We start from the raw sequence: 13363 nt of genomic DNA on the forward strand, positions 1-13363 counted from the left end.
GCGCCATCGAAAGGAATGGTGCGCGACGGGGTTCAGATGGGGCGGGTATCGTCGGGGTCGGCGGCGCGGCGTTGCGGTATCAAGAGAAGAAAGCTCGCGACCGGCCACAGGAGCGCTTCGACGAAGCCGTCGATCAGATAGCCCCAGCCGGGAAACGCGGCGCCCGTCAGCAGACGGATCACGAACGGCACGAGATGCGCGCCGACCAGGAGCGGCGCGACGACGAACGCCTGCACCGGTAGCGACATCCACAGCACGCGACGGTGGATCGTGATCGCGCCGTAGGACAGGAGCGTGTAGGCGAGCGCGTGTTCGCCGAGCAGGCTGGCGTTGTGCACGTCCATCAGAAGGCCGAGCATGAACGCGATACCCATGCCGACCTTGCGCGGCTGGTGGACGTTCCAGAACAGCAGCACGAGCGCGACGACGTCCGGCACCGCGATCATGCGGCCCCACGGCATCAGGTTCAGCAGGAAGGCGGCGGCCAGGCTGAACGTGATGAAATACGGGTTGACCGGCTGCAGGATGTATTGCGGCCGGTTCATTGCGCGACTCCCGATGCGGCCCGCGGCAAGTGCGCTTTTCTGCTCTTGTGCGGCGTGGGCGCGGAGGCGGGTTTGACCGGCGCGGCAGATGTCGCGGACGCGGGCGCGGGCGTGGCGGGCTTCGGCGCGGCCGCGGGCGTCGCGGCAGCGGAGGCCGGAGCCGCCGCAGACGCCGCGCTTCCCGGCGCAGGCGCCGCGGCCTTCGACGTCTTACCCTTCTTGCCCTTGGCTTCCTTGGCGGCGGCCGCCGCCGCAGCCGCTTCGACTTCGACCGGATTCGGCGGGACGTTCACGTTGTAGTGCAGAACGAGCAACTGGCGCGCGCCACGCACCGGCGCTACCGGCAGGCATACGACGCGCGCGAACGCGGTATCGGCTTGCTTGTCGACGCGCACGACCTTCGCCACGGCCAGCCCCGGCGGATAGATGCCATCGAGACCGCTCGTCACTAACTGGTCGCCGGCCTGGACGTCGGCGCTGATCGGCACGAAACGCAGATCGAGCGTATCGCCCTTCGGCGTGCCGTAGATCACGCTGCGCAGCCCGGTACGCACGATCTGAACCGGCACTGCCTGGTCCTTGTCGGACAGCAGCGTGACTTCCGACTGCAGCGGGAATACGCGCGTGACCTGACCGATCACGCCGTCTTCGTTGACGACCGGTGCGCCGTCCTGGATGCCCTGTTGCGCGCCCTTGCCGATCACGACCTTCTGCGTGAACGGATCGCGCGTGTCGTACTGGACTTCGGCGGGCGTGGTTTGCGTCGTGGCGCGCGACTGCAACTGCAAGAGCGCCCGCAGATGCGTGTTCTCGATGCTCAGTTGCTCGGCGTCGCCGGCCTTGATGGAAAGCCCGAGGTTCTTGTCGGCGAGCTTCTGGTTCTCGCTGCGCAAAGTCGCGCTGGTGATCGCGAGATCGGTCGCGCCCATGAAGATGTCGCGCGGTACGAGCGCGGCACGCTGCAAAGGATAAAGGCCCGCACCAAGCACGCCCCGGACGATTTCGAGCGTGTTGAAGCGGGCATCGGAGATGAGCAGCGCGAGTGCGAGCACCACGAAGAAGATCAGCCGCGCGAGCGCAGACGGGCCTTGCTTGAAAAGTGGCGGCGGACTGTATTCCATGGTCGGCGCCGAGGGCGTGAGCGGTTGGATCAATGCTGCAGGTTCGGCCTTACGGCCCGGCCTGCCCTACGCTGTTTCGACAACGGCCCGGACGAGCGCCGGGCCGTGCGAGCGTCGCGTGACGCGGATGCTGCGTCGATTCGTCGGGGCGCGCGCGGAAGGAATCAACCCGACGCCCCGTCGACTTTACTCGTAGGAGAAGATGCTGCCGAGCTTGTCCATGCGCTCGAGCGCCATGCCCGAACCCCGCACGACGCACGTCAGCGGATCTTCGGCGACGAGCACCGGCAGACCGGTTTCTTCCGCGAGCAGACGGTCGAGGTCGCGCAGGAGCGCGCCGCCGCCCGTCAGCATCATGCCGCGTTCGGCGATGTCGGCGCCGAGTTCCGGCGGCGTCTGTTCGAGCGCGATCTTGACCGACGACACGATCTGGTTCAGCGGATCGGTCAGCGCTTCGAGAATTTCATTGCTCGAAATGGTGAAGCTGCGCGGAATGCCTTCGGAGAGGTTACGGCCCTTGACTTCCATCTCCTTGACTTCGGAGCCGGGGAACGCCGAACCGATTTCCTTCTTGATGGCTTCGGCCGTCTGCTCGCCGATCAGCATGCCGTAGTTGCGGCGGATGTAGTTGACGATGGCTTCGTCGAACTTGTCGCCGCCCACGCGCACCGAACCCTTGTACACGATGCCGCCGAGCGAGATCACGCCGACTTCCGTCGTGCCGCCGCCGATGTCGACGACCATCGAGCCGGTTGCTTCCGACACCGGCAGGCCCGCGCCGATCGCAGCCGCCATCGGCTCTTCGATCAGATAGACCTGCGAGGCACCGGCGCCGTGCGCGGCTTCCTTGATCGCGCGACGCTCGACCTGGGTGGAACCGCACGGCACGCAGATGATGATGCGCGGCGAAGGCGAGAACATCCGCGATTCGTGCGCCGTCTTGATGAACTGCTTGATCATCTGCTCGGTGACGGTGAAGTCGGCGATCACGCCGTCCTTCATCGGGCGGATCGCCTCGATGTTGCCCGGCACCTTGCCGAGCATCTGTTTTGCTTCCTTGCCGACGGCTTGAATCGTCTTCTTGCCGTTGGGGCCGCCTTCCTGACGGATGGATACCACTGAAGGCTCGTCGAGGACGATGCCCTTGCCGCGCATGTAGATCAGCGTGTTGGCGGTACCGAGATCAATCGCCAGGTCGTTGGAAAAGTAGCTGCGCAAAAAACCGAACATTCAAAAATCCTGTCTCGCGGGGAGCCGTGCCTCGCTTCGAGCGCCTGGGACGGCAGCGGAAAAATAACAGTTTGCAGGCAGCGAAGGATGTCGCCGCGAAATGCAAAACTGCGAAGAAATCTACCGGGGGAAAGGGACTAGCCTCGCAAACGTTTCTCGCGAAAGCTGATTTCGGGAGAACCTTGCTGGCCGCTCGATCCGGATTTGGTTGGAACGCGTAATGATACCTTATAATTTTGGAGTATCTATAGGAATTGGACGGTACTTTTTGCCATCATCAGGCCCGTTTTCGTGGTCTCCTCGATGGCTCCGCTGCGTGACGTAACTCCCTGTCCCGTCGAATGTTTTCGGTTTCGTGACAGTTCAAGCTTTCTCCGGTGATCGAATGTCTTTGACCCTGACCGATGTAAAACGCATTGCGCACCTCGCGCGCCTCGAATTGCCCGAGCAGGAGGCCGAGCCGACGCTCGCGCGCCTCAACGATTTCTTCGGCCTCGTCGAGCAGATGCAGGCCGTCGATACCACCGGCATCGAGCCGCTCGCGCATCCGATCGAGCAGATCGAAGAGGTCGCGCTGCGTCTGCGCCGCGACGCTGTTACAGAGCAGGTAAACCGCGAAGAGTTCCAGCGTTCCGCGCCCGCCGTGCAAGACGGGCTGTATCTCGTGCCGAAGGTGATCGAATAGGCGCGGTCATCGCGACCGCTTCCCCGGCTGTAAAACAGCCCACCGGAAAAGTCACGGTGCGCGTCACGAACGACGCTGCGCCCATCAGGAAATTGCAATGCATCAGAAAAGTTTGACCGAACTGCGCGCGGCGCTCGACGCGAAGGACATCTCCGCCGTCGAACTGGCGCAGCTTTACCTGCAGCGCATCGAGGCCGCGAAGGAACTGAACGCGTTCATCGGCGTCGATCGCGATCTCACGTTCCTTCAGGCGAAAGCCGCTGACGAGCGCCTCGCGAAGGGCGACGCGGGCCCGCTCACCGGCTTGCCGATCGCGCACAAGGACGTGTTCGTCACGCGCGGCTGGGCGTCGACGGCCGGTTCGAAGATGCTCGAACACTACGCGAGTCCGTTCGATGCGACCGTCGTCGATCGCTTGAGTCAGGCGGGCATGGTCTGCCTCGGCAAGACCAACATGGACGAATTCGCGATGGGTTCGTCCAACGAGAATTCGTATTTCGGCGCCGTGAAGAACCCGTGGGACCTGAAGGCCGTGCCGGGCGGCTCGTCGGGCGGATCGGCCGCGGCGGTCGCCGCGCGTCTCGCGCCGGCGGCGACCGGCACCGACACCGGCGGCTCGATTCGCCAGCCCGCGTCGTTCACCGGCATCACCGGCATCAAGCCGACTTACGGCCGCGTGTCGCGCTACGGGATGATCGCGTTCGCGTCGTCGCTGGATCAGGGCGGCCCGATGGCGCAGACCGCCGCCGACTGCGCGACGCTCCTTAACGCAATCGCCTCCTTCGACGAGCGCGATTCCACCAGCCTGCAACGCGACGACGAAGACTACACGCGCTATCTCGGCCAGCGCTGGTCGGGCGACGACGCGGCGAAACCGCTCGCCGGGCTGCGCATCGGCATGCCGAAGGAGTACTTCGGCGCGGGTCTTGCCGACGACGTGCGCGCCGCCATCGACGCTGCGCTTAAAGCTTACGAAGCGCTCGGCGCGACGCTCGTCGAGGTGTCGCTGCCGAAGACCGAGCTGTCGATTCCCGTGTACTACGTGATCGCGCCGGCGGAGGCGTCGTCGAACCTGTCGCGTTTCGATGGCGTGCGCTACGGCCATCGCGCGGCGCAGTACGGCGATCTGCTCGACATGTACAAGAAGTCGCGCGCGGAAGGCTTCGGCCCGGAAGTGAAGCGCCGGATTCTCGTCGGCACGTATGTGCTGTCGCACGGCTACTACGACGCGTATTACCTGCAGGCGCAGAAGATCCGCCGCATCATCGCGCGCGATTTCCAGGAAGCGTTCAGCCATTGCGACGTCATCATGGGACCGGTCGCGCCGACGGTCGCGTGGAATCTCGGCGAGAAGGCCGACGATCCGGTCCAGATGTATCTCGCCGATATCTACACGCTGTCCACGAGCCTCGCGGGGCTGCCCGGCATGAGCATTCCGTGCGGCTTCGGCGCCGGTGCGAACGCAGTGCGGCCGGTCGGCTTGCAGATCGTCGGCAACTATTTCAACGAAGCCCGGATGCTCCAGGTCGCCGACGCGTTCCAGCGCGCGACCGACTGGCATCAGAAGTCACCATCGGCACCGGCGGGGGTATGAACATGCAGTGGGAAGTCGTAATCGGTCTCGAGACGCACGCGCAGTTGTCGACCGTCTCCAAGATTTTCTCGGGCGCGGCAACCGAGTTCGGCGCCTCGCCGAACTCGCAGGCGTGCCCCGTCGATCTCGCGCTGCCGGGCGTGCTGCCCGTGGCGAACCGCGGCGCCGTCGAGCGCGCGATCTGCTTCGGCCTCGCGATCGGCGCGCATATCGCGCCGCGCAGCGTCTTCGCGCGCAAGAACTACTTTTATCCCGATCTGCCGAAGGGCTATCAGATCAGCCAGTACGAGATTCCCGTCGTGCAGGGCGGCACGCTGACGATCCAGGTTCCGGCCAACGAAAAGGCTGGCAAGGACGCATACGAGAAGACCGTCAACCTGACGCGCGCACACCTCGAAGAAGACGCCGGCAAGTCGCTGCATGAAGACTTCGCGAACATGACGGGCATCGACCTGAACCGCGCCGGCACGCCGCTGCTCGAAATCGTCACGGAGCCGGAGATGCGTTCCGCCGCCGAAGCGGTCGCGTATGCGAAGGCGCTGCACGGGCTCGTGGTGTGGCTCGGCATCTGCGACGGCAACATGCAGGAAGGCTCGTTCCGCTGCGACGCGAACGTCTCCGTGCGGCCGGTCGGGCAGGCGGAATTCGGCACGCGCGCCGAGATCAAGAACCTCAACTCGTTCCGCTTTCTCGAAGAAGCCATTCAGTACGAAGTGCGCCGCCAGATCGAATTGATCGAAGACGGCGGCACTGTCGTGCAGGAAACGCGTCTTTACGACCCGGACAAGCGCGAAACGCGTTCGATGCGCAGCAAGGAAGACGCGCACGATTACCGCTATTTCCCCGATCCCGACCTGATGCCGCTCGTCATCGACCACGACTGGGTGAACCGCGTGAAGAGCGGGATGCCCGAGTTGCCGGAAGCGATGCAGACGCGTTTCGTCGAGCAGTACGGTCTCACGCGCTACGACGCGGCGGGGCTCACGTCGTCGAAGGCGATGGCGGCTTACTACGAAGCGCTCGTCCAGAAGGCCGGCGCGGCGCAGGCGAAGGTCGCGGCGAACTGGCTGATGGGCGATGTTTCCGCGCAGCTCAACCGCGAATCGCTCGACATCGCGCAGTCGCCGGTGTCCGCCGCGCAGCTCGCGCTGATCGTCCAGCGCATCGCGGACGGCACCATCTCCAACAAGATCGCGAAGGACATTTTCCAGGCGATCTGGGAAGAGAAGGCGACCGACGAAGCCGCGGCCGACCGCATCATCGAAGCGAAGGGCCTCAAGCAGATTTCGGACACCGGCGCGCTGGAAGCGATCATCGACGAGGTGCTCGCGGCGAACCAGAAGTCGGTCGAGGAATTCCGCGCAGGCAAGGAAAAGGCGTTCAACGCGCTGATCGGGCAGGCCATGAAAGCGACCAAGGGCCGTGCGAATCCGCAGCAGGTCAACGACCTTTTGAAGAAGAAACTATCCTGATAGCCTTCTGAGCGTGTAACGAACGGGCTGTTGCCGTCTAGCTTGGCAGCAGCCCGTTTCCATTTGGAGCGCGATGTGGCAAAAAAACCCGATCTCGACGATTTCCGCGTGCCGTTCTTCGACGGCGGCAAGAAGCTCAAACCGTTCGACCTGACGTCGGTCGATTGCTCCGCCAAACCGTTTTCGACGGGATCGAAGGACCTGGATCGCGTGCGGCTGTCGGAGGTCGGCGCCGCGCTCGACGAACTCCAGGAGAAGCTGCATGCACAGCGGCGCCAGCGCGTGCTGCTCGTGCTCCAGGGCATGGATACGAGCGGCAAGGACGGGACGATCCGCGCCGTCTTCCACGAGGTCGATCCACTGGGCCTGCGGATCGTGCCGTTCAAGGCGCCGAGCGAGCGCGAAGCCGCGCACGATTTCCTCTGGCGCATCCACGCGCAGGCGCCGATGGCGGGCGAGCTCTGCATATTCAACCGCAGCCACTACGAAGACGTGCTCGTGCCGCGCGTGCTGAAGCTGATCGACGACGACGAATGCGAGCGCCGCTACCGTCACATCCGCGAATTCGAAGCGCTGCTCGCGGACAGCGGCACGACCATCGTCAAATGCTTCCTGCACATCTCGAAGGACGAGCAGCGCGCGCGCCTGCAGGCACGTATCGACGATCCGACCAAGCACTGGAAGTTCGACGCCTCGGACCTCGAAGCCCGCAAGCAATGGGACGACTATCAGCAGGCGTATTCGGTGGCGCTCGGCGCGACGTCGACTGACTACGCGCCGTGGTACATCATTCCGGGCAACTCGAAAACGCATCGCAACGTGATGGTCGCGGAACTGCTGCTGCGCACGTTGCAGGCGCTGAAGCTCGAATTTCCGCCGGCGAAGGCGTCGCTCAAGGGCATCGAGGTCGAGTGAACCGCAATCCATCAAAACAAAAGGAAGGTCTATGTTTCGCGTGATTACCGCCAATCTGAACGGCATTCGCTCGGCCGCCCGGAAAGGCTTCTTCGACTGGTTCGGCGAACAGGGCGCGGATGTCGTCTGCGTGCAGGAAATCAAGTGCTCGCAGGACGATCTCACGCCCGAGTTCCTCGCGCCGCACGGCTTTCAGGGCTATTTCCAGCACGCGGTGAAGAAGGGCTACAGCGGCGCCGGACTGTACACGCGGCATGAACCGGACGAGGTGGTCATCGGCTTCGGCAGCGAGGAGTTCGACCCGGAAGGGCGCTACGTGGAAGCGCGGTTCGGCAAGCTGTCGGTGGTGTCGGTCTATGTGCCGTCGGGGTCGAGCGGCGACGAGCGCCAGCAAGCCAAGTACCGCTTCATGGACGAGTTCATGCCGCATCTGGCGGCGCTCTCGAAGGAGCGCGAAGTGATCCTGTGCGGCGACGTGAACATCGTGCACAAGGAAATCGACATCAAGAACTGGAAGAGCAATCAGAAGAACTCGGGTTGCCTGCCGCAAGAACGCGAATGGCTGACGAAGCTCTTCGACGATGTCGGCTACGTCGACGTGTTCCGCACGCTCGACACGCGTCCCGAGCAGTACACGTGGTGGAGCAATCGCGGACAGGCCTACGCGAAGAACGTCGGGTGGCGCATCGACTATCAGATCGCGACGGCCGAAGTCGCCGCGACGGCGAAGTCGACGTCGGTGTATCGCGAGGTGAAGTTCAGCGACCACGCGCCGCTGATCGTGGATTACGACTGGAAGGTGAAGAAGTGAATCAGCGGCCGGTCTTCTTGAACCGGCCGAGTCCCGCGTAGTTCGGCAACTGGTCGATCGTCTTGCCGACTGCCTTGGCGTACAGCGGCATCATGTCCGGCATGCGCTTGACGAGATCCTGCCGGCGCTCCGATCCATATGGATGCATCCAGATGAAGCCGTTTTCCGAGCGGCGCGTCGCCGAGTCGATCTTGTTCCAGAGCGTGATGGCGGCGCGCGGATCGTAGCCCGCGCGCGACGCGATTTCGCTGCCGATCACGTCGGCTTCGGTTTCATCTGCCGGCGAATAGCGCATCGCCAGCAATTGCTCGCCGATACCCAACTGCGTCGAGCCGAGATCGACGAAACCGAAGAGCTGCGGCACCGTGCCCGCGCTCAGTTGCGCGGCCTGCTGGCGGCCGAGCCGCTCGCGCGAATGCTCGCGCAGCGCGTGGGCGATCTCGTGGCCCGCCATCATGCCGATTTCGTTGTCGTTCAGGCGCAGCTTGTCGATCAGTCCGCTGTAGATCACGATCTTGCCGCCCGGCAGGCAATACATGCGGATCTCGCTGGACTTGACGACATTGATCTCCCACTTCCAGTGCTTCGAGCGGTCGTTCCACTTCAGCGCGAACGGAATCTCGTGATTCACGATGTCGCGCGTGCGCTTGACGAGCGCGTTGCCGTCGCCGAGCAGGGTCTTGTTGTGCTCCGCCTCGCGCAGGATCTGCGCGTATTCCTGCGCGGCCTGCTGTTCGAGCGTCGCCGAAGGAATCAGGTTGCGAAAGAGCGCGGCGTTGCCGAAGCGGATCTGGTTGTCCGGCGCCGCATAAGGCGGCGGGGCGCGCTGGGCGTCCTGCGCGTCGGGCGCATCGGCGGCGTGAGAGGACGCTGACGCGAGCGTCAGCGTGGAAAAGACGAACAGGGCGGCGCGGATCGGGACGTGCACCGTCATCGTTGGGCTCTCCAGGGCGCGATCTTCGGCAACAGTAACATGCCCGGAATCGAGAGCGCGGTGCAGATCATGAAGTACTCGAACCAGCCCGTCTGCGCGACGATAAAGCCGCTCGACGCCGACGCCAGCGTGCGCGGCACCGAAGCGAGGCTCGTGAAGAGCGCGAACTGCGTGGCGGTGTAGCGCGGGTCGGTCGTGCTCGCGATGTAGGCGGTGAACGCGGCCATCGTGAGGCCGGTCGCGAAGGTTTCGAAGCCGTAGAGGCCGCCGAGCGCGAGCGGCGACGGCCCGAGTTTCGCGAGCCACGCGAAGCCGAGCGTCGAGACGATCTGCAGCACGCCGAAAATCCACAGCCCGCGCGCAATGCCGATCTTCACGAGCCAGATTCCGCCGATGATTCCGCCCGCGAGGCTCGCCCAGAACGCGACCGTCTTCGCGATCACGCCGATCTGCGTCATGTTGAAGCCGATGTCGAGGAAGAACGAGGTCGACAGGGTGGTCGCCATCGTGTCGCCGAGCTTGTAGAGGAAGATGAAGCCGAGGACGAGCAACGCCGTGCGCCAGCCGTCGCGCGAGACGAACTCGTGGAACGGCTCGACGATCGCCTCGCGCAGGTTCTTCGGCGGCGCGCCGTGCACTTCCGGTTCCTTCACGACGAGCGTCATCACGATGCCCGGCAGCATGAACGCCGCGGTGACGATGAAGACGGTGGACCACGGCAGGTGATCGGCGAGGATCAGCGCGAGCGAGCCGGGAATCAGCGCCGCGATCTTGTACGCGTTCACATGGACCGCGTTGCCGAGTCCCTGCTCGGTGTCGGCGAGCAGTTCGCGGCGGTAGGCGTCGATCGAAATGTCCTGGCTCGCGCCGAAAAACGCGACGAGCGCCGTGAGCGCGGCCACGCTCCAGATGTCCTTCGCCGGTGAGATGAAGCCGAGCGCGCCGATCGCCGCCGCGACCAGCAACTGCGTGACGAGCATCCAGCCGCGCCGTCTGCCGGGCCGCCAGCCGGGCAGGCGCGGCACGTAGCGGTCCATTAGCGGTGCCCAGACGAACTTCCATGTATAGGGAAATTGAATCAGCGCGAAGAGACCGATTTCCTTCAGATCGACGCCTTCCTTGCGCAGCCACGCCTGCACCAGATAGACGAGGGTGAAGAGCGGCAAACCCGACGTAAAGCCGAGAAAGACGCAGGTCAGGATGCGCGCGTTCAGGAACGCGCGCCAGCCGGGATGATCTTCGTGTGCAGTAAGAGCGGGCGCCTCGTGTGGCGAGTTGGACATAGGGATGAAAGCGAATGCTGTTGTCGATGCGCGAAGGCCAGGTTAGCCGCGCTTCACGCGATAGACCGCAAGACTACCACGCCAGTTCGCGCCCCAACGGATCGCCTGCCCGCCGTGCAGCACCACGCGATCGAGGATTTCGATGCCGACTTCCGGCGCGAGCGCCTCAAAGTCCTTGATGGTCAGAACACGCACGTTCGGCGTGTTGTGCCACTGATAAGGCAGCGCTTTCGACACCGGCATGCGCCCCTGAATCACCGCCAGCCGATGCGGCCAGTAGCCGAAATTCGGAAACGAGACGATGCACTCGCGCCCCACGCGCAAGGTTTCGCGCAGAATCGCGGCGGTCTGGTGAATCGTCTGAAGCGTCTGCGAGAGGATCGCGAAGTCGAAGCTGTCGTCTTCGAAGAGGCGCAGGCCGTCTTCCAGATTCTGCTGGATCACGTTCACGCCCTTTTGCGCGCACGCGAGCACGCCGGCATCGTTGATTTCGATGCCGTAGCCGTTCACGTCGAGTTCTTCGCCGAGCAGCGACAGGAGCGACCCGTCGCCGCAACCCAGATCGAGCACGGTCGCGCGCGGTTCCACCCAGCGCGCGATCGCGCGGAAATCGGCGCGCATCGCGAGGTAATCGAGTGTGTTCTGGTTCATGCGCCCACCTCGGCGGCAATGCGTTCGTAATAGGCGCGCAGCAGGTTGTGATAGCGCGCGTCGTCGAGGAGGAAGGCGTCGTGGCCGTGCGGTGCGTCGATTTCCGCGTAACTCACGGTGCGCTTGTGGTCGAGCAGCGCCTTCACGAGTTCGCGCGAGCGCGCGGGCGCGAAACGCCAGTCGGTCGAGAAACTCGCGATCAGGTATTTCGCCTTCGTGTGCGCGAGCGCCTTCGTGAGATCGCCGTCGAACGCCTTCGCGGGGTCGAAGTAGTCGAGCGCGCGCGTGATCAGCAGATACGTATTGGCGTCGAAGTATTCGGCGAACTTGTCGGCCTGATAGCGCAGATACGACTCCACTTCGAACTCGACATCGAAGTTGAAGTTGTACGCGTCGAGCGCGCCTTCGGCCCGGCGCAGCGCGCGGCCGAACTTGTTCGCCATGTCGTCGTCGGACAGATACGTGATGTGGCCGATCATCCGCGCCACGCGCAGGCCGCGGCGCGGCTTCACGCCGTGCGCGTAGTAGTCGCCGCCGTGGAAGTCGGGGTCCGAGAGAATGGCCGAGCGCGCCGTCTCGTTAAACGCGATGTTCTGCGCGGAGAGCTTGGGCGTCGACGCGACCACGATGCAATGGCCGAGCCGCTCCGGGTACATCATGCTCCACGCGAGCGCCTGCATGCCGCCCAGGCTTCCGCCCATCACGGCGGCGAAGCGTTCGATGCCGAACCGGTCCGCGACGCGCGCCTGCGCGTGCACCCAGTCCTCGACGGTCACGACCGGAAAGCTCGCGCCGTAGGGCTTGCCGGTCGAGGGATCGATGCTCATCGGGCCGGTCGAGCCGAAGCACGAACCGAGATTGTTCACGCCGATCACGAAAAAGCGGTTGGTGTCGAGTGGCTTGCCCGGGCCGACGAGGTTGTCCCACCAGCCGACGTCCTTCGGGTTGTCGGCGTAGACGCCCGCGACGTGATGCGACGCGTTCAGCGCGTGACAGACGAGCACGGCGTTCGAGCGCGCGGCATTCAGTTCGCCATACGTTTCGACGACGAGATCGTAGTCGCCGAAACGGCTGCCGTTCTGCATGCCGAGCGGCTCGGAAAAATGCAGTGTCTCTGGAGTGACGATGCCGATCGATTCCATTCATTCCGCCTTCATTGACTGGGCGGCTAAACGGTGTCGGCGATGCGCGGGGGAAAAGCGATTGCGCGGCTGACGACCTCTTTAGCCGCATTTGTAGTGAACCCGGCGAAGGGTTCGCGCGCCCGCAATCGAGTCAGCAAATCGGCGCGTGTTCTAAATCGAGATAGCGAGGAAGTATAGCGGAAAATCGGCTTTAGACGCCCAGCGCGAGCGAGCGCAGCGACCGCACGCGCAGATCGACGTAATGCGGGCGTCCCGTGCCGGGGCGTCGCATCGAGAGCTTGCCGCTCGCGTCGCGCGCGTGCGGCAGATGGCCGACGATCCACACCGTGCGAATCCCGAGGCGCTTGTAGCGCTTCAGATGCCCGCGCGTATCTTCGACGAGGATCGCGTCTTCGAGACGCACATCGGCGCGGCGCATCGCCCGGCGCAGCATTTGCGCGTCGGGCTTCGCGCGCCAGTTCTGGCCGTCGCGCATGTCCTCGATCGCGATCACGCGCTCGAACAGCCTGCCGATGCCGAGTTCCGCGAGCACCGCGCGCGCGTAGAGCGTCGGCGCGTTGGTCAGCACGATCTTGCGTCCGGGCAGCGCACGCAGCATCCGCGCGAGTCCGCGTTCGGCGCGCAGCATCGACTTCAGGTCGGCGAAGGTGTGCACGGCGCGCAGGAAATCGGCCGGATCGGTGCCGTGATGCCGCACGAGCCCGAGCAGCGTCGCGCCGTAACGCACCGTATAGCCGACGCGCAGACGGTTCGCCTCATCGACATCGACGTTCAGCGTGTCAATGATGTACTGCGTCATCCCCTTGTTGATCGCCGGGAAGATTTCGTGCGACGCGTGGTGCAGCGTGTTGTCGAGGTCGAAGAGCCAGACGGGGCCGCGCTGTTTGACGCGACGCCGCCGCGGAGTGCGAGTGGGTTTCATGCGCGGGAGATGGATGCCGGCGCAGCGGTGCCGCGCCGGTGATGCAGGGAGAGGA

At 64.4% G+C, this 13363-nt stretch carries 13 protein-coding genes; 5 read left to right on the forward strand and 8 right to left on the reverse strand.

Annotated elements, in window-relative coordinates; genetic code table 11:
* Positions 1–32: 32 nt before the first annotated feature.
* The 3 genes from mreD to QCE48_RS00255 form a co-directional block, all read right to left on the reverse strand.
* A complete protein-coding gene (gene mreD, locus QCE48_RS00245) occupies positions 33–545 on the reverse strand; it encodes a rod shape-determining protein MreD (protein ID WP_087631912.1) in 513 nt (170 codons plus the stop codon).
* Positions 542–1666 (reverse strand): rod shape-determining protein MreC, encoded by a 1125-nt coding sequence (mreC, locus tag QCE48_RS00250; protein WP_309786779.1) that lies wholly within the window; start codon positions 1664–1666, stop codon positions 542–544. Before mreC ends, mreD begins: the two co-directional genes overlap by 4 nt.
* A gap of 186 nt (positions 1667–1852) precedes the next feature.
* The gene (locus tag QCE48_RS00255) at positions 1853–2896 is read right to left on the reverse strand and encodes a rod shape-determining protein (RefSeq protein ID WP_004189550.1); all 1044 of its coding nucleotides are present in this window, start codon (positions 2894–2896) and stop codon (positions 1853–1855) included.
* 385 nt (positions 2897–3281) lie between these two features.
* Here QCE48_RS00255 and gatC point away from each other — a divergent pair, with 385 nt between their 5' ends.
* The 5 genes from gatC (at position 3282) to QCE48_RS00280 (ending at position 8373) form a co-directional block, all read left to right on the forward strand.
* A complete protein-coding gene (gene gatC, locus QCE48_RS00260) occupies positions 3282–3581 on the forward strand; it encodes an Asp-tRNA(Asn)/Glu-tRNA(Gln) amidotransferase subunit GatC (protein WP_309786778.1) in 300 nt (99 codons plus the stop codon).
* A 97-nt stretch (positions 3582–3678) separates the two neighbouring features.
* Positions 3679–5175, forward strand: a complete 1497-nt coding sequence (gene gatA / locus QCE48_RS00265; protein WP_309786777.1) for an Asp-tRNA(Asn)/Glu-tRNA(Gln) amidotransferase subunit GatA — start codon at positions 3679–3681, stop codon at positions 5173–5175.
* Complete coding sequence (gatB, locus tag QCE48_RS00270) at positions 5172–6647, forward strand: Asp-tRNA(Asn)/Glu-tRNA(Gln) amidotransferase subunit GatB (protein WP_309786776.1); 1476 nt, start codon at positions 5172–5174, stop codon at positions 6645–6647. The genes gatA and gatB overlap by 4 nt, the downstream gene beginning before the upstream one ends.
* 75 nt (positions 6648–6722) lie before the next feature.
* Positions 6723–7562, forward strand: a complete 840-nt coding sequence (locus QCE48_RS00275; protein WP_309786775.1) for a PPK2 family polyphosphate kinase — start codon at positions 6723–6725, stop codon at positions 7560–7562.
* A gap of 31 nt (positions 7563–7593) precedes the next feature.
* Complete coding sequence (locus QCE48_RS00280; RefSeq protein WP_309786774.1) at positions 7594–8373, forward strand: exodeoxyribonuclease III; 780 nt, start codon at positions 7594–7596, stop codon at positions 8371–8373.
* Position 8374: 1 nt separating this feature from the next.
* Here the strand turns inward: QCE48_RS00280 and QCE48_RS00285 are convergent, their stop codons facing one another.
* The 5 genes from QCE48_RS00285 to QCE48_RS00305 all read right to left on the reverse strand — a co-directional run bounded on the left by QCE48_RS00285 (position 8375) and on the right by QCE48_RS00305 (position 13308).
* Entirely contained in the window at positions 8375–9307 is a 933-nt protein-coding gene (locus tag QCE48_RS00285) for a M48 family metallopeptidase (protein WP_309786773.1), read from the reverse strand.
* Positions 9304–10590, reverse strand: a complete 1287-nt coding sequence (locus tag QCE48_RS00290; protein ID WP_309786772.1) for an AmpG family muropeptide MFS transporter — start codon at positions 10588–10590, stop codon at positions 9304–9306. The genes QCE48_RS00285 and QCE48_RS00290 overlap by 4 nt, the downstream gene beginning before the upstream one ends.
* Positions 10591–10632: 42 nt before the next feature.
* On the reverse strand, positions 10633–11241 hold the full coding sequence (gene metW / locus QCE48_RS00295) for a methionine biosynthesis protein MetW (RefSeq protein ID WP_309786770.1): 609 nt from the start codon (positions 11239–11241) through the stop codon (positions 10633–10635).
* Positions 11238–12383: a homoserine O-acetyltransferase gene (locus tag QCE48_RS00300; RefSeq protein ID WP_087631902.1), complete on the reverse strand. Its 1146-nt coding sequence runs from the start codon at positions 12381–12383 to the stop codon at positions 11238–11240. The genes metW and QCE48_RS00300 overlap by 4 nt, the downstream gene beginning before the upstream one ends.
* A 193-nt stretch (positions 12384–12576) precedes the next feature.
* The gene (locus QCE48_RS00305; protein WP_309786768.1) at positions 12577–13308 is read right to left on the reverse strand and encodes a pyrimidine 5'-nucleotidase; all 732 of its coding nucleotides are present in this window, start codon (positions 13306–13308) and stop codon (positions 12577–12579) included.
* Between the last annotated feature and the right edge of the window lie 55 nt (positions 13309–13363).

The organism is Caballeronia sp. LZ024 (assembly GCF_031451455.1).
Lineage (GTDB): Bacteria > Pseudomonadota > Gammaproteobacteria > Burkholderiales > Burkholderiaceae > Caballeronia > Caballeronia telluris.